Annotated in this window: 15 protein-coding genes and 2 pseudogenes; 14 read left to right on the top strand and 3 right to left on the bottom strand. The window is 59.3% G+C overall.

Annotated elements, in window-relative coordinates; translation table 11 throughout:
- Positions 1 to 193 precede the first annotated feature (193 nt).
- The 3 genes from GN234_RS29685 (at position 194) to GN234_RS29675 (ending at position 3,024) form a co-directional block, all read left to right on the top strand.
- On the top strand, positions 194 to 1,216 hold the full coding sequence (locus GN234_RS29685; protein ID WP_109753396.1) for a Gfo/Idh/MocA family oxidoreductase: 1,023 nt from the start codon (positions 194 to 196) through the stop codon (positions 1,214 to 1,216).
- Positions 1,213 to 2,004 (top strand): TIM barrel protein, encoded by a 792-nt coding sequence (locus GN234_RS29680; protein ID WP_176689496.1) that lies wholly within the window; start codon positions 1,213 to 1,215, stop codon positions 2,002 to 2,004. Before GN234_RS29685 ends, GN234_RS29680 begins: the two co-directional genes overlap by 4 nt.
- 93 nt (positions 2,005 to 2,097) lie before the next feature.
- The gene (locus GN234_RS29675; protein ID WP_109753362.1) at positions 2,098 to 3,024 is read left to right on the top strand and encodes a sugar ABC transporter substrate-binding protein; all 927 of its coding nucleotides are present in this window, start codon (positions 2,098 to 2,100) and stop codon (positions 3,022 to 3,024) included.
- A 93-nt stretch (positions 3,025 to 3,117) separates the two neighbouring features.
- On the opposite strand, the gene GN234_RS29670 is transcribed toward GN234_RS29675, so the two are convergent.
- Complete coding sequence (locus tag GN234_RS29670) at positions 3,118 to 3,909, bottom strand: GntR family transcriptional regulator (protein WP_109753363.1); 792 nt, start codon at positions 3,907 to 3,909, stop codon at positions 3,118 to 3,120.
- 251 nt (positions 3,910 to 4,160) lie between these two features.
- Between GN234_RS29670 and GN234_RS29665 the strand changes: the two genes are divergently transcribed.
- From GN234_RS29665 to GN234_RS30125, 6 genes and pseudogenes are all read left to right on the top strand, one after another.
- Positions 4,161 to 5,174 (top strand): SIS domain-containing protein, encoded by a 1,014-nt coding sequence (locus GN234_RS29665; protein ID WP_109753364.1) that lies wholly within the window; start codon positions 4,161 to 4,163, stop codon positions 5,172 to 5,174.
- A gap of 2 nt (positions 5,175 to 5,176) precedes the next feature.
- Entirely contained in the window at positions 5,177 to 6,031 is an 855-nt protein-coding gene (locus GN234_RS29660; protein ID WP_116832798.1) for a PfkB family carbohydrate kinase, read from the top strand.
- A 62-nt stretch (positions 6,032 to 6,093) separates the two neighbouring features.
- Positions 6,094 to 6,864: an ABC transporter substrate-binding protein gene (locus tag GN234_RS29655; RefSeq protein ID WP_109753366.1), complete on the top strand. Its 771-nt coding sequence runs from the start codon at positions 6,094 to 6,096 to the stop codon at positions 6,862 to 6,864.
- A 24-nt stretch (positions 6,865 to 6,888) separates the two neighbouring features.
- Positions 6,889 to 7,578: an ABC transporter permease gene (locus GN234_RS29650; RefSeq protein WP_163858013.1), complete on the top strand. Its 690-nt coding sequence runs from the start codon at positions 6,889 to 6,891 to the stop codon at positions 7,576 to 7,578.
- The gene (gene hisM, locus GN234_RS29645; RefSeq protein WP_116832800.1) at positions 7,575 to 8,276 is read left to right on the top strand and encodes a histidine ABC transporter permease HisM; all 702 of its coding nucleotides are present in this window, start codon (positions 7,575 to 7,577) and stop codon (positions 8,274 to 8,276) included. Before GN234_RS29650 ends, hisM begins: the two co-directional genes overlap by 4 nt.
- Positions 8,277 to 8,346: 70 nt before the next feature.
- A pseudogene (locus GN234_RS30125) lies at positions 8,347 to 8,583 on the top strand (helix-turn-helix domain-containing protein); the annotation flags it as partial.
- Here GN234_RS30125 and GN234_RS29640 read toward each other — a convergent pair.
- On the bottom strand, positions 8,546 to 9,421 hold the full coding sequence (locus tag GN234_RS29640) for a LysR substrate-binding domain-containing protein (protein ID WP_176689495.1): 876 nt from the start codon (positions 9,419 to 9,421) through the stop codon (positions 8,546 to 8,548). The pseudogene GN234_RS30125 and the gene GN234_RS29640 overlap by 38 nt on opposite strands.
- 108 nt (positions 9,422 to 9,529) lie before the next feature.
- On the opposite strand from GN234_RS29640, the gene GN234_RS29635 reads away from it, so the two are divergent.
- The 3 genes and pseudogenes from GN234_RS29635 to GN234_RS29625 all read left to right on the top strand — a co-directional run bounded on the left by GN234_RS29635 (position 9,530) and on the right by GN234_RS29625 (position 12,652).
- Positions 9,530 to 9,904, top strand: a complete 375-nt coding sequence (locus tag GN234_RS29635) for a tautomerase family protein (RefSeq protein ID WP_163858011.1) — start codon at positions 9,530 to 9,532, stop codon at positions 9,902 to 9,904.
- 204 nt (positions 9,905 to 10,108) lie between these two features.
- Positions 10,109 to 12,276, top strand: a pseudogene (locus tag GN234_RS29630) (TonB-dependent siderophore receptor).
- A 124-nt stretch (positions 12,277 to 12,400) separates the two neighbouring features.
- Entirely contained in the window at positions 12,401 to 12,652 is a 252-nt protein-coding gene (locus GN234_RS29625; RefSeq protein WP_109753371.1) for a hypothetical protein, read from the top strand.
- A gap of 42 nt (positions 12,653 to 12,694) precedes the next feature.
- Here the strand turns inward: GN234_RS29625 and GN234_RS29620 are convergent, their stop codons facing one another.
- Positions 12,695 to 13,444 carry a substrate-binding periplasmic protein gene (locus GN234_RS29620; RefSeq protein WP_116832802.1) on the bottom strand — a complete coding sequence of 250 codons (750 nt, stop codon included), beginning with the start codon at positions 13,442 to 13,444 and terminating at the stop codon, positions 12,695 to 12,697.
- 208 nt (positions 13,445 to 13,652) lie between these two features.
- Here GN234_RS29620 and GN234_RS29615 point away from each other — a divergent pair, with 208 nt between their 5' ends.
- The gene (locus tag GN234_RS29615; RefSeq protein ID WP_116832803.1) at positions 13,653 to 14,453 is read left to right on the top strand and encodes a DUF6630 family protein; all 801 of its coding nucleotides are present in this window, start codon (positions 13,653 to 13,655) and stop codon (positions 14,451 to 14,453) included.
- 479 nt (positions 14,454 to 14,932) lie between these two features.
- Positions 14,933 to 15,886 (top strand): alpha/beta fold hydrolase, encoded by a 954-nt coding sequence (locus GN234_RS29610; RefSeq protein WP_109753374.1) that lies wholly within the window; start codon positions 14,933 to 14,935, stop codon positions 15,884 to 15,886.
- Positions 15,887 to 15,943: the final 57 nt, after the last annotated feature.

Below are 15,943 nucleotides of genomic sequence, written 5' to 3'. Positions count from 1 at the left end.
ATCCGACCACGTGTTTATATTTTTGACATGCCAGTATAGACATGTAATCAAAATGAACACATATTCGAACCATTCAGAATAAAACACCTTGAATATCAATAGCTTAATTTTTGGCACAGCGCTTGCTCCCCACCTATCCAGACGAGGACGTTCTTATCGCCGAGTCGTAAAAACAATAAAGGGAGTCATGTTCATGAGCACATCCAAGATCATCCGCCTTGGCCTCATCGGCGCCGGCCGCATGGGCAGTTTTCACGGCCTGAGCGCTGCCCGGCACATCCCTGGCGCATGCCTCGCCGCCATCGCCGACCCTACCCCCGGCCAAGCCGCGCGCCTGGCGGCAGAACTGGACGTGCAGAAGGTCTATACCGATCCACAGCAATTGCTCGATGATCCGGATATCGACGCTGTGCTGATTGCCGCCCCGGCACGCAGCCATGCCGAGCTGGTGATCAGTGCGGCCCGGGCCGGCAAAGGCGTGTTCTGTGAAAAACCGATGGCGATCACCCTGGACGAAGCTGACCGCGCCATCGCCGCGGCTGCCGATGCACGGGTGACCCTCCAGGTCGGCTTCAACCGCCGCTTTGCCAAAAGCTTCCGCACAGCTCATCTGGACGTGGTTGCCGGCCGGATCGGTACGCCACAACTGCTGCGCTCATTGACCCGCGACCCGGCGCTGAACAACCCGGCCGCCTCACCACAATGGGTGATCTTCCTGGAAACCCTGATCCATGACTTCGATACCCTGCGCTACCTGAACCCCGGCGCCGAGGCGATTGAAGTTTTTGTGATGGCCGATGCGCTGATCGCACCGGCCTACAAGGACAAAGGATTTCTCGACACGGCGGTGGTCACGATCCGTTTCGACAATGGCGCCATCGCCACGGCCGAGGCCAATTTCCAGGCAGTCTATGGCTACGATGTCCGGGGCGAAGTGTTCGGCAGCGCGGGCATGCTGACCATGGGCAACGTCAACGACTCGGACCTGCTGCGCTACCTGGCCAATGGGGTCCAGGCCGACACCCAGCGCATGGACACCGACTTGCTGCGTGATGCTTATGTGGCCGAGCTCAACCATTTCGTCAGTTGCGTGCGCAGCGGCGAAAAACCCCTGGCCAGCGGCGAAGATGCCCGAGCGGCACTGGCCATCGCCCGCGCTTGCATCGAGTCCTTCCAACAGGGCACACCGGTGCGCGTGCAAGGAGCCCGTTCATGAGTTTCATACCGTTCAAGCTGGCGGTCAGCGCCGAGATGGCCTTTCTCGACCTGCCCTTTGCCGAGCGGGTCAAACGCATCCACGCGCTGGGCTTCAGCGTCGAGATATGGAACTGGACGACCAAAGACATCCAGGCCCTCGTAGCGACTGGCGCGGATTTCACCTCCATGACCGGCTATATCTCGGGCAACCTGACCGATCCCGAGGGTATCCAGCAACTGCTCGGCAGCGCCCAGGAATCCTTGGCCGTCGCCGCTCGATTGGGTTGCCCAAGCCTGAACCTGCATGGCACGGGCCTGGGGGATCAGGGCTTGCCGGTCAAGCCCGTTGCCCAGACTACCGGTCGCATGTGGCTGAGTGCCTGCAAGACGCTGGAAAAAATCGCTCGCCTGGGCGAAGACGCGGGTCGGGTATTCCTGCTGGAAAACCTCAACACCGAAGTCGATCACCCCGGTACGCCGTTCGCCCGCGCTGAAGATACCCTGGCGCTGATCGAGGCCGTGGGCAGCCCGCACCTGAAGATGAACCTGGACCTCTATCACGCACAGATCGGCGAAGGAAACCTGATCGAACTGATCCAGCGCGCCGCCAGCGCCATCGGCGAAATCCAGGTCGCCGACGTGCCTGGCCGCATGGAACCCGGCACCGGTGAAATCCACTATCGCGCCATTGCCAGGGCTTTGTTCGGCATAGGATACAGCGGTGTCGTCGGCCTCGAAGGCTGGGCCAGCGGTGACGGCGAAGTCGCCCTCGAGCGTTTCAAGCAGGCCTTCACGCTTGATGGATGACGTCAGCGCGTTGCACGGATATCACTCGGAACGCGATGCACATTTTTACCTATTGATGACGTTTCAACTCATAACAACAAAAGGAAAACCATCATGCGTCGTTGCAAACTGCTTTTCGCCACCCTGCTGTTGCTCTTGAGCCAGTGGGCCGTCGCCGACTATCGCATCGGCGTCAGCATCGCCAGGGTCGACGACAACTTCATGACCTACGTGCGTAACGGCCTGGACGCGGCCGCGAAAAAGGAAAACGTGCAGATCCAGTTCGAGGACGCCCAGGGCGATGTGGTGCGCCAACTCAACCAGGTCCAGGGCTTTATCAACCAGAAAGTGGATGCGGTCATTGTCCTGCCGGTGGACACCTCCGCCACGGCCAACATCACCCGCGCGGCGGTCGAAGCGAAGACGCCGCTGGTCTACGTCAACCGTCACCCGGACGAGCGCACCCTGCCCAAAGGCGTCGTCACGGTGGCGTCCAATGACATTGAGGCCGGACAGCTGCAAATGCGCTACCTGGCCGAAAAACTCGGAGGCAAGGGCAACCTGGCGATCATCATGGGCGACCTGGCGCAAAACGCCACCCACGACCGCACCGAAGGCGTCAAACAGGTGCTCAAGGATTATCCCGGGATCAAGATTGTCGAGCAACAGAGTGCCGAGTGGCAGCGCAACAAAGGGATGGACCTGACCAGTAACTGGCTATTGGCGGGCAGCCGTTTCGACGCCATCGTCGCCAACAACGACGAGATGGCCATCGGTGCGGCCATGGCCTTGCAGCAGGCCGGCAAAGCCAAGGGCGAGATTGCGATCGTCGGCATCGACGGCTTGCCTGACGGCCTGGCGGCAATCAAGCGCGGGATGCTGGTCGCCTCGGTATTCCAGGATCCCAAGGCCCAGGCGAACAGCGCGGTACAAGCAGCGCTCAAGATGATCAAGGGAGAACCGGTGGAAACGGACGTCTGGGTGCCCTTTCAGTTGATCAAGCCTGAGCAGTTGGCGGTGTTCGAACAACATTACAAGTAGCGCCAAGACTAAACATTTCGCCGCGAGCCTGATCAGGGATCAGCGGCGATTCGCTACACAAATAAGCGAACAGATCGAGCATCCGGTCCTGGACTAAAGATCCGTATGGAAACTATTGACCCGACTGTCCGCCAGCTTGAATACCACACGTTGGGGGTGGTTGATCGAGACCAGGTATTCCACCGGCTGCCCTTGACGATCAAAGATCACACCCCGGTAGACCAGCGCCGCCGTCCCGGGCTCGACCTCGAGCAAGCGCGCCTCCTGGTCGTTCATCGTAGCGATGCTCAGCGTGCCCTCGTCGCTCTCCATTTCTATCTGGTAGCGCGATAACAACAACGCATACAACGAGGCCCCCTCGACCAGGTCTCCCGCCACCAGTTCCGGTGCACGGGCGGCCGGGATGTAGCTGGTCTCGATGCAGAATGGCTTTTGATCCACAGTGCGCAGGCGCCTGATGGTCAGCAACGTGTCGCCTTCCTGGATCTTCAGCAGTTTCGCCACGCGGGCACTGGCCTGGGTTTGTTCGAAGTAGAGCAATTTACTGCCAGGCCTGGCCCCAGCTTGCTCCACCACTTCGGCGATACCTTTGCGGGCCACGGTATTGAGGGGCCGCTCGACGCCTGGCGCGGTCACAAAGGTGCCGCGATTGCCCCGGCGCTCCAGGACTCCACGGTCGATCAACGTTTGCAGAGCCTTTCGCAGTGTCATCCGGCTGATGCCCAAGTGCTCGGCCAGGTCCCGTTCCGCCGGAATTCGCTCAGTCGGTCCGAACTCCGGACGCTCCAGCATTTCCAGCAGCGCCTGGACGGCCTGCCAGGCGACCTGCTTGCGTTCAGGCGCCAGGAGGGCCACATCGGAGGACTTGGAAGGAAGAACTTTCATGGTCTACATCCTGGATTATTTTTTCTGCCGCGGCATTGCAACAATGACCACCGGAAAACCGTCGCAAACCCGCCAGCTTGATCATGAGAACAAAAAAACGGCCCGGTGCATACCTTGAAAACCGCTCAGGCAGCCCATTAGACCATGGAGAAAAAGCCTTGTATTGGTATTTTTCATGGTATAGCTTTTGGTCTAAACGGTGATCATGAACAGTCACATGAGCCACCGCAACAAAGCCTCCAGGAGCTCACATGGCGATCCAGTTCAATCGGGAAGGATTCATCACTTCCTTGCAGCAATCCGTGCAAATCGTCGACGACGCCCAGCAGTTTGGCCAAGAACTGGCCACGCGGATCGACCGCATCTACTTCGTCAGCTGCGGTGCTCCCAACCGCATCATGCTCGGCTTGCAATACTGGCTCGAGCGCTACAGCCATACACTGGAAGTGCGCCGTTACTTCCCGGCCGAGTTCATGGATATCGACCCGCCGCGCCTGGATGAACGCACCTTGGTGGTCCTCGCCTCCAAGTCCGGGACCACCCAGGAGACCATCGCCGCCGCCCATTTCCTGCGAGACAAACCCTGCCTCACCGTAGGCGTGACACAAACCGCCGAGCTGCCGCTGGCCCAGGCTGTTCAACATTGCTTCCTGCTGGGACGTACCGATGAGGCGTACTTCGGCTGCTTCATGATCCTCCAGGCATTGGTCGGCGGGATCCTGGCCAAGCGCGAAGGCTGGCCGTTGCTGGACAAGCTCACTCGCTCGCTCAAGGCACTGCCACAGGCACTCGCCGATGCGGCGATCAATAACGACCGGCGCGCCATCGAAGAGGCAAGCTTGTATAAAGATGATCGCGTGATGTACTTCCTCGCCTCGGGTCCGATGTTCACCACCGCCTACGTATTCGGCGTCTGCGTGGTGATGGAAAGCCAGTGGCTGCATTGCCTGCCAGTGGAAGCTGCCGAGTTTTTCCATGGCCCGTTCGAAGCCATCGACGCGACCACTCCCCTGCTCCTGCTGCTAGGCGAAGACCCCAGTCGCGCACAAATGGAGCGCGTCGTGCGCTTCTGCCAGCGGTACACCGGACGGGTCATGGTCTATGACGCCAAGGACTTCCCGATGGAAGGCATCGATCCAGAGATCCGCGCCATTGTCGCGCCGTACATCGTCGGCATCGCCGTGGAGCGCATTGCCGCGCATCTCGCCGTCTGGCACCAGCAGCCGCTGACAACGCGCCGCTACATGTGGAAAACGGAGTACTGAGCATGGCCAGCCTGATCGCGGTCGGCGACAACACCCTGGATGTGTACCTGGACCGGAACATCGAATACCCCGGTGGCAATGCACTCAACGTCTCGGTATTTGCCGCCCGGCTGGGTGCTCGCAGTGCCTACCTGGGCTGCGTTGGTGATGACCGGCACGGCCAGTACCTGCTCGATTGCCTGCAACAGGAAGGCGTCGATGCATCGCGCTGCAGAACGCTGATGGGGGCCAATGGCTGGGCGTGTGTCGACAGTATCGCGGGCGAACGGGTGTTTCTTGGCAGCGATCCGGGCGTGTGTCGTCAACTGCGACTCGATGCTGACGACCTGGCCTATCTCGCGCAATTCCCGCTGGCACACAGCAGCCTCTACAGCGGTCTTGAAAGCCAACTGGCGAAGATTCGCCAGGCCAGTGGCTGCCTGTCATTCGACTTCTCGGACAACTGGGTCGAGTTCGATTGGCAGGCGCTGATCCAGCAAGTGGACATCGCTTTTTTTTCGTCGGCCGATCTGTCGTCAAGCGAAGCGCGTGAACTGGCGGATTCGATGCGGGCGATGGGCCCGGCGACGGTAGTCATCACCCGTGGCGCCCAAGGCGCTCTCGCAGTCGATGCACAGGGTGTGTATGAACAGGCCGCGAGGCCCTGCGCGTTCGTCGACAGCATGGGCGCCGGCGACGGCTTTATCGCCGCGTTCCTGTTGGCATGGCAAGCCCGGCACAGCCTCGCCGGGTGCCTTGCACGGGGCGTCGATCATGCCGGCCAGGTGTGCGGCTGGGACGGTGGCTTTGGCCATGGACGAACCGTAGACACCCAACGCGCCGAAGAACTGAAACACGCCTTGAACAATCAAGGCTGATGCGTGCTGCCCCGCCCCCCTTTCCGGGACGGTTCTACCAACCTATCGTGGATACCCTGTCGATGAAAAAATGTCTGATCGGTTTGTTGCTTGTGGCCAGCCCGCTGATGACCTGGGGCGCCAGCGAAGAGCTGCGTTTCGGGGTCGACCCCACCTACCCGCCCTTTGAGTCCAAGCGACCGGACGGCTCGCTGACAGGTTTCGATATCGAGCTGGGCGAAAGCCTGTGCAGCGAGTTGCAACGCCGTTGCGTCTGGGTCGAAAACGCCTTCGATGGCATGATCTCGGCCCTCAAGGGCAGGAAATTCGACGGGATACTCTCCGCCCTCTCGATCACTGAAGCCCGCAAAGCCGAAATCGCCTTCTCCAACACCCTGTACGACACCCCGGCACGCCTGGTGGCCCCGCAAGGCAGCCAGTTGCAACCCACGGCCGAATCCTTGCGCGGCAAGCGCATCGGCGTGCAACAAGGCAGCGTGTTCGAAACCTATGCCAAGCGGATGTGGGGCCTTAAGGGTGTGGAAGTGGTGCCTTATCAAAGCAGTGACCTGACCTATTCGGACTTGATCAACGGTCGGCTGGATGCGGCGTTCGACGATGCCATCGCCGTCTCCGAAGGCCTACTGAAAAAGCCGATGGGCAAGGGCTTCGGCTATGCCGGCGAGGTGGTCAAGTCACCGGAGATCTTCGGTCCGGGCACCGGCATCGGTTTGCGTAAAAACGATACCGCGCTGGCCGGAGAAATCAATCAGGCGCTCGAACGGCTGCACCGCAACGGCACCTATGAGCGCATCGCCAGAAAGTACTTCGACTTCGACATTTCGCCGAAATAAACCACCCGCGCGGAGCCCGAAAGCATGTTTCTCGAAGGGTACGGCTATCTCATTTTCCAGGGTGCGTGGTTGACCGTCCAAGTGGCCACGTGGGCCGCCTGCGTCGCCATCGTGCTTGGCCTGCTCGGGGCCTTGGCGAAACTCTCGCCAGTGGCGCCGCTACGGCTGGTCGCAACGGTCTACACCACGCTGGTGCGCAGTGTGCCGGACCTGGTTCTGATGCTGCTGATCTATTACAGCGCGCAGATCGGACTCAACCAGGTGGCAGACGCGTTCGGCCGCGAGTCGTGGCAGTTGAACCCTTACGGCACTGCGATCGGCACCTTAGGCTTCATTTACGGTGCCTATTGCGCCGAAACCTTTCGTGGCGCCTTCCAGGCGATTCCGTTCGGCCAACTGGAAGCGGCCCGGGCTTATGGCATGAGTCATTGGCAGGTACTGCGGCGCATCCGCCTGCCGCAGATGATGCGGTTCGCATTGCCTGGCATCGGCAACATCTGGCAAGTGCTCTTGAAAAGTGCCGGCCTGATATCGCTGCTGGGCCTCAATGACATGGTTCAGGTCGCCAAACAAGCGGGCAACGCGACCTCAAGGCAGATGTTCTTCTACCTGGTGATTGCGACGATCTTCCTGGCCTTTGCAATCCTCTCCAGCCTGGCCCTCAAGCACCTTGAACGGCGCTACAGCATCGAACCGCGGCGGAGCGTGTCATGATCGAGATACTCAAAGAGTTCGGGCCGAACTTCCTCTGGTCCGACGGTTATCGCTGGAGTGGTTTGTCCGTCACCTTGTGGCTGTTAGTGACGTCCGCCGTTATCGGCCTGGCCGCGGCGATCCCCCTGGCGCTGGTTCGCACCTACGGCAATCGTTGGCTGGCGCTGCCTGTACAGCTTTACACCCTGGTGTTTCGCGGCACGCCGCTGTTCGTGCAACTGCTGATCATCTACAGCGGCCTGGCAAGCCTGAGCCTGGTCAGGGAGTCGCCGAGCCTGTGGTGGTTTTTTCGTGACGGCATGCATTGCGTGATCCTGGCGCTGGCCTTGAACACCTGCGCCTACACCATCGAGATTCTCGCCGGCGTACTGCGCACCACCCCACGCGGTGAGATCGAGGCGGCGCTGGCCCTGGGCATGACCCGCAGCCAATTGTTCATTCTGGTGTTGATACCGAGCATGCTGCGCCGGGCACTTCCGGCCTACAGCAACGAAGTGATCTTCGTCCTGCACGCCACGGCCATCGCCTTTACCGCGACCGTTCCTGACATCCTTAAAATCGCGGCAGATGTTAACGCCGCCACCTTCAAGACCTTCCAGGCCTATGGCATCGCCGCCCTGCTCTACATGTCGCTGGCGTGCGCGTTGGTGGGTGTATTCCGATTGGCTGAGCGCCGGCTTTTGGCTTATCAGCGTTAAGCTGGTCACTAAATGAAAGGGGCTCGCCGCAGCCCAACGTCCAGCCCCAATGCCTTGGCATACTCGGCAACCATGCGAGTATCAGAAAAGGGTTCGCCTGCTTCAGGCGCGGACACTCATGGTCGCCAATGCCAAAAGTGTCACCCATGCGGCGTTCGGGGTTGGTTGTGAAAGCGCTACGTAATTGAGCCGTAATTACGCACGGGGGTTTGGCTTACCGCCAGCAGCGTTCAGAGCAGCAGCTCCAGTTGTGAAAAAGCCTCGCACGGTTACAAACCGAACGTCTGCTCCTGCAGACTCGTTTTGATCAACGCAGCCAGTTGTTTGATGGCGGGTGTCGGCTCTTCTCCGCTGCTGTGAAGCACATAGCCAAGGCTTGGTACGGTCGGCAAGCCGGACATGACGGCGAGATGACTCGGCAGCCCAATGCGGGTTCGCAGCGTCAGGCCCAAGCCTGCCGCGACAGCCGCCCAGAGACCACCAACGCTGGGGCTGGTCAGGGCGATTCGCCAGGGAATTTGCGCGGCATCCAGTGCCTGTGTGGCAGCGCTACGCAACACGCAAGGCGCGTCGAACATGATCAATGGCAGCGGAGAGTCAGCAAGGTGGGTCAGTGACGGTGTGTCACGAAGCCCGATCCAGTACATCTGTGTTTCGCCCAGTCGCGTGGCATAGGGCGAGGTGTGCCCTGTGTCCCATGTCAGGGCTAAGTCCAGGCCGGCACTTTCGACCAACGCAAGCAGTTCGGCGTTACGCGCGATCCTGACTTCGAGAGTTACCATCGGGTAAGTCTGGACAAAGCGTCGGAGGATCTCGCTCAGTAAATGTTCCCCGAAGTCTTCTTGAAGCCCGAAGCGAATTGTCCCAGCGGCTTGGCTTTCATGCAGGGTCTGGAAAATGCCATCGTTCAATTCCAGCAAACGCCGGGCATGGCTGAGCAATGATTCACCTATGGGCGTCAAGACTAACCCTCGACCGGATTTGACCAATACCGGAGTACCGATCTGCTCCTCGAGTTTCTTCAATTGAGCACTCACGGCGGAAGTCGATCGACCGAGACGATCCGCCGCTTTGGCAAAGCTATTGAACTCCACGCCGGTGACGAAAGTGCGCAATACATCAAGATCGAAGGTCGGACGACGCATGGGATAGTCCATTAATTTGGGATGATCCACTCTATCAAATCTAATATTCGGAACCATCGCGACTTGATAGTTTGTCCCTGTCGATTAACCAATCAGAGGAAAAACATCATGCCGTTTTCACGTATTTCATTGCACCGAGGGAAGTCAGCCGAGTATTTACAGGCATTGTCCCAAGGCTTGCATGACGCCTTGGTTGATAGCTTCGAGGTGCCGAAGGCCGATCGTTTCCAAGTCATTCACCAGCATGAAGTGGGCGAGCTGATATTTGATCCAGACTACCTGGGTGGGCCCCGTAGCCATGACTTTGTGCTGATCACGATTACCGCCGGCCGTCCTCGAAGCATCGAGACGAAACAGCGTTTCTACCGCGATCTGGTGGAGAAACTGAGACATGCGCCAGGTCTCAATGCCGAGGATGTAATGGTAGTGATCACCACTACGGCCAACGATGAATGGTCGTTTGGTGGTGGCCGAGGCAACTAATTTCAGTTTGCGCAGAGCGTGAAAAATTGTGCAGTCGGCTCTCGCGATTCTGCGACCTCACTGCCCAGACAACCTGTTCATACCGTCACGCAATCCTCTTCTCCCAAAACGTAGTCCAGCCGCAACAAGCTTTATCGTCCGGACAAATCCTGTGATACTTAATGCTAATCATTCTCACAATCATTAGCATATCAGGATCGGTTCATGTCGATTTGTGCCACCCCACCGCGTTACTTCAACCCTGCCCGCGATCTTTTGGCCATGGCTATCTGCATGGCCACCCTGGCTCCGGCCTTTGCCTATGACAGCAGCGGCGCCCCTCCAGCCGTCTTGGAGCTAGGCGCGACCGAGGTCACCGGTAGTGGCCAACTGGGGAGTACCACGGAAGGCACCGAGTCCTACACCACCGGCGCAATGTCGACCGCGACCAAACTCCCGCTGACGATGCGTGAAACTCCGCAGGCCGTCACCGTGATTACGCGTCAGCGCATGGACGACCAGACGATGACCAGCATCAACGACGTGGTCAAGGCGACGCCCGGCTTGTTCCTGGACTTTTCCAGCGGTCCTGGCCGGCAGACTTACAAGGCGCGCGGTTTTGAAATCGACAACTTGATGTATGACGGCATCCCGAGCGGCTACGACGGCGTTAACGTCGGTTCCCAGCCTAACTTGGCGATGTTTGATCGAGTCGAGGTGGTGCGCGGTGCCACCGGCCTGGTGACGGGGGCAGGCAACCCATCGGCTGCCATCAACCTGATACGCAAGCGGCCATTGGCCGAGCAGAAAGTCACCCTGACCGGTGCCGCCGGCAGTTGGGACGATTATCGCGGCGAGGTCGATGCCTCCAGCCCACTCAACGACAGCGGCACGCTGCGCGGCCGGGTCGTGACTTCTTATCGCGATGCCAACAGCTTCATCGACAACGTTGAGGAGGATCACGGGCTGTTCTATGCGGTCACCGAAGCGGATCTGAGCGAAGACACCACCCTGACCCTGGGTTTTTCTCATCAGAAGGACAAGACCAATTACTTCTGGGGCTCTTCGATGATCGGCCAGGACGGCCATCATCTTGACTTGCCGCGCTCCTACAACCCGGGTACGGATTGGGAGAACAAGGATCAGGAGATCAACACGCTGTTCGCCGAAGTCCGTCATCGCCTGGCCAACGACTGGAACCTTCAGGTCAACGCCAACTACTCCGAACAGAACGCGTTGTTCTCCGGCTCCTATCAATCGCGCTGGGTCAACAACACACTGGCCCGCACGGTTTACCAGGCCGACTTCGATGAAAACCAGGCCGGCGTAGACGCCTTTGCCAGTGGGCCCTTCGAGGCGTTCGGGCGTACCCATGAACTGGTGGTGGGCGCCAGCAAGCGCATCTACGACATGACCACCCACAACTACAGCCCGTACGACACCATTGGCCGATCAATGCGGGTAAACCGGACTTCGTCCACACAGATAACCAGCGTGAGGTGACCACTCAGGACGGCGTCTATCTCACCACACGCCTGAGCCTGGCCGACCCGTTGAAGTTGATCCTCGGCGGACGCCTGGACTGGTACGACTACGATAACCGCGATGGCGAAGGCGACTACAAGGTCACCCGTAACGTCACCCGTTACGCTGGCTTGATCTATGACCTGGACGACCATCACTCGGTCTACGTCAGCTACAGCGACATCTTCACGCCGCAGCGGGAAAAGAATACCTCCGGCAACCCGGTCACGCCGATCATTGGCAAGAACTACGAGATCGGCATCAAGGGCGAATATTTCGACGGCGCACTGAATGCGAGCCTGGCGCTGTTCCGCGTTGACCAGGAAAACCGCGCCGTACAACTGTTTACGGCAAACTGCCCACAGGCAACCTGTTATGAAGCCTCCGGCGAGATTCGCAGCCAGGGTATCGACTTCGAACTGCAAGGCGCGTTGACCGAAAACTGGCAAGTCGGCGGTGGCTATACCTACGCGCGCACACACACCATCAAGGATGCCGCCAACCCACAGAACGTGAACAAGCAGTTCGACACCGACACGCCTGAGCATCTGTTCAAGTTGACCACCAGTTACCACTTTCAGGGCCCGCTGGAAAAACTTCGTGTGGGCGGCAACGTCTCCTGGCAGAGCCGCATGTACAACGACATCTCGTTGGCTGATGGCGGTAAATACCGTCTCGAACAGGGCAGCTACGCCATCACGGACCTGATGGCCGGCTATAGGGTCAGCGAGAACCTGGACTTGCAGGTCAATGCCAACAACATCTTCGACCGCCAGTACTACTCGACCATCGCCAACTCCGTGAGCTATGGCGGTGACTCCTACGGCAACCCACGCAATATGATGCTGACCGCCAAGTACAGTTTCTAAAAAACCAGGCAAAAGGGGGCATGACTCGGAACGCCCCCTTTGCGCCGAACGCATGCACTTACGATCATTCTTATGGTCTACCGGAAGCCGTAAACGCCCCCATCCCCGCTAGAGACACAATCACATGAAAATGGCTGCCATTTTTGTACTGACCTGGATTGGCTTCACCTCAGCGGGTGCATTTGCCAGTGACCGAAACAAGGACTATCAAGAGGCAAACAGGCGCCATTGGGAACGCCAGCAGGAAATGGACAGAGCCGAAGACAGGAAACACCAAAAGCGCCATGAAGAGAGAGCGCGGGAAGCACGCGAGCATCATGAAGAAGTGCAGCGGGAAAATGCCAAGCGTAGAGCCGAGTACTATCAAGAGCGGTAAAAAGCCTGGTACGACTTACGGGAGCAAGCTTCCTATCTCTCCTCACCGCCCAGCCGCCTCCTCATACCGCCGCTGAATCCGCTCCAACTCCCCGGAACGGCGCAACTGCTCCAACGCACGTGACCACGCCGCCACCACTTCATCTTCACTGTCAGGACTGAAGGCGATGTACAGCGATGAGCGGTACAGCTCGATAGGAATCCGCCGCAAAGTGCCCGGCGCGATGTTCAATTGGCGGCTGTAGTAGGCCACTCCCGCATCGGTGTCGCCGATGATGATGCCGGTGCGTCCGGCAAGCAGCATGCGGTAGAGCAACTTGCTCTCGGTTGCACTCTTGTCCAGGTTATTGAAGCCCAGCGACTGCAGCATCTGGGGCACCAGGCCGGCGTGGCGGGTGGTGATCTGCGGGGCGTGCAGCAGTTGTTCCAGGGAGTTCACCGGAGGCGTATTGGCCAGTTGATAGGGGTGGATGGACTCTTCCACGATCGGTCCGACCCATTTGTACAGCGGCTCGCGCTCTGGCGTTCGGAACAGGGAGTACATAATGGTCTTGGGCCGGTGCTTCAGTATCTGCGTGGCCCGCATGCTGGGCTGCAGCAGCACCTCGAAATCACTCCCGGTCAGCGTCATGATGGCCCGGACGATCTCGGTGGTCATGCCGGTGAGCTGATTGTTTTCCTGGTAGTTGTACGGTGCCCACTCTTCGGTGACGACCTGATACTCCTCGGCCCTGGCATCAACCGTGCCGAGCAATAGACAGAGCAACGCTGCAGCCGGTATCGAATGTCTCACTTGTGCTCCCTGCGGATTGTTCGGTGTTCGTACATAGGTGGGCCTGACTCAAAGGACAAGGTAAGCATAGACCCAAACACACACCCGACAGTTGACGCAGTCCACATTCCTCCCCTTAGCAGCCTCCAAGCGTTGGTGTACGATCAGCGCGAACCGGATATCGGCCAGCGTGCGCGGCGCTTTCCTTCCTCCCTGTGACCCAGCCCCTATGAATCCAATCGACCCACTGTCGTTCCAACGCATCATCGCCGCCCATGGCGACTTCGAAGGCGCGTCGTATTTTGATGCAGAGGAAAGCCTCGCCCATGAGGTATTTCCTGACCGCATCGTTTTCCAGACCAACTACCTGGATTACCGCAGCTATGACGTCGATCTCGTCGAGGGCAGCGTACGTGTGCGCAAGACGCGGCTGGACGACTACCTGCGCGGCCATAAGGCCCAGGTGATCGATGACGACATGGACGACGAGGACTGGGACGAGCTGGGCAGTCTGTGGCAGCGCTTGAGCCACGACCTCGACACCCAGGGACAAGGGTCGCAGCCCGATTTGGCCGATACCCTGGCCGATCTGTTCGATTGCCTGTTCGACGAGGACCTCGCGCAGGCGCTCATTCAGGCCATCCCCGCGCCTACCGGGCAATGGGATTGGGCTTGGACGCAAGTCGCGGCAGCGCTCACCGAGGCCAATCAATTGGCGGAGTTCGAATGGAAGGAGTGGTCGTCCTACGGAGTCGATGCGGTCAATGCCCTCGCCCCGTTGCGGCAACTGGGCATTGAAATCCCTGCGCCTGAACGTAAAACCATCGACACCATCAATCGCGCCAACGATTGGGAGCGTGCGCTACTGCAGTATTTCAATGTCCAACTGCAGGCCCATGACTTGAAGTTGTTGGCCATTGGCACGCACTTCGACGAATACCAGGCCTTCGCCTGCCTGCCCATGAACGGTCTGGGCCTGGTCAACGCCTTGGAAATCATGGGCAGGCTGGGCATCGTCTACAAATATTAAGCAACCGACGCCACACACTTTCGGTCCGCTTCTACAAGCCCATACAGGGCTACCCCTCCTTTGAGCCTCGAAGTGACGACATGACAAACTGTGATCAATGCGGCTCTCTCCTCCCTTACGACACCGCTGCTTGCCCTCGATGCGCCGGGGAAATTCACTACACGGTAGAGGCACATGCGCCAAGGTCCCAGCCGTCGAAAGGGCGGAAAATCCTGAAATGGGTACTGATCAGCATTGTGGTCGCAGTGCTGGCAGCGGTGGCGGCGGTCATGTGGGTCTTGCACTCGCTGGGGCCGATGCCTTCTTTGGGTTGACGGCTGGTTCACCGCAACCGAAGCGAAACGCAGCTATTCGAATTTTCTGATAGTTGCTATCGATACCCGCGCCGTTCTCGTCCTCGACCTCTCTCTCTAATCTGCCCACCAACGCGATCGACGACGATCGCCGCAGATCAAACCGACCTTATGGAGAGAGAAACGATGAACACATTCAACCGCACCCTCGCTGTCGCGACCCTGGCATTGGCCACCCTCAGCGCCGAGGCCGCGTCGCCTGTCCAGGCCCCTGCCAGCGCATCTGCTGTCGGCAGCGTGGTCCAGTCCGCCAGCTACATCACCACCAAGGATGGCGTCCAGCTGTACTACAAGGACTGGGGCCCGCGCGATGGCCAGGTCGTGACCTTCAGCCACGGCTGGCCGCTGGACTCCGACAGCTGGGAAGGCCAGATGATGTTCCTCGCCTCGAAGGGTTATCGCGTGGTAGCCCATGACCGTCGCGGTCACGGGCGCTCCAGCCAGCCTTGGGAAGGCAACGACATGGATCACTACGCCGACGACCTGGCGGCGGTGATTGAAGCCCTGGACCTGAAGGACGTCACGCTGGTGGGCTTCTCCACGGGAGGCGGTGAAGTGGCACGTTACATCGGCCGGCACGGTACCGCCCGAGTGAAGAAAGCCGTCCTGGTCTCTTCTGTCCCACCGTTGATGCTCAAGACGCAAAGCAACCCCGGCGGCTTGCCTATCGAGGTGTTCGATGGCCTGCGCAAGGCGTCCCTGGAGAACCGTTCGCAGCTGTACCTGGACATCGCCTCAGGTCCGTTCTACGGCTACAACCGCAAGGGTGCCAAGCCATCCCAAGGGCTGATCCAGTCGTTCTGGGTGCAGGGTATGCAAGGTGGCAGCAAGAATACCTATGACTCGATCGCGGCATTCTCGGCTACCGACTTTCGCGGTGATTTGAAGAAGTTCGACGTGCCAACCCTGGTGATTCATGGCGATGACGACCAGATCGTGCCCATCGATGCTTCGGGTCGGGCCTCGGCTGCGCTGATCAAGGGCGCTCGACTGATCGTCTACCCTGGCGCGCCGCATGGCTTGACCGAGACGCACAAGGACCGTCTCAACCAGGATCTGCTGAAGTTCCTCCAGGAATAAAGCAAGCCCCCGCCACCAGGCATCCCCTGTGGGAGCGAACCTGCTCGCGATAACGGA

The organism is Pseudomonas bijieensis, assembly GCF_013347965.1.
In the GTDB taxonomy this organism is placed as follows: domain Bacteria; phylum Pseudomonadota; class Gammaproteobacteria; order Pseudomonadales; family Pseudomonadaceae; genus Aquipseudomonas; species Aquipseudomonas bijieensis.
This window is presented reverse-complemented; position numbering and strand designations above follow the sequence as displayed.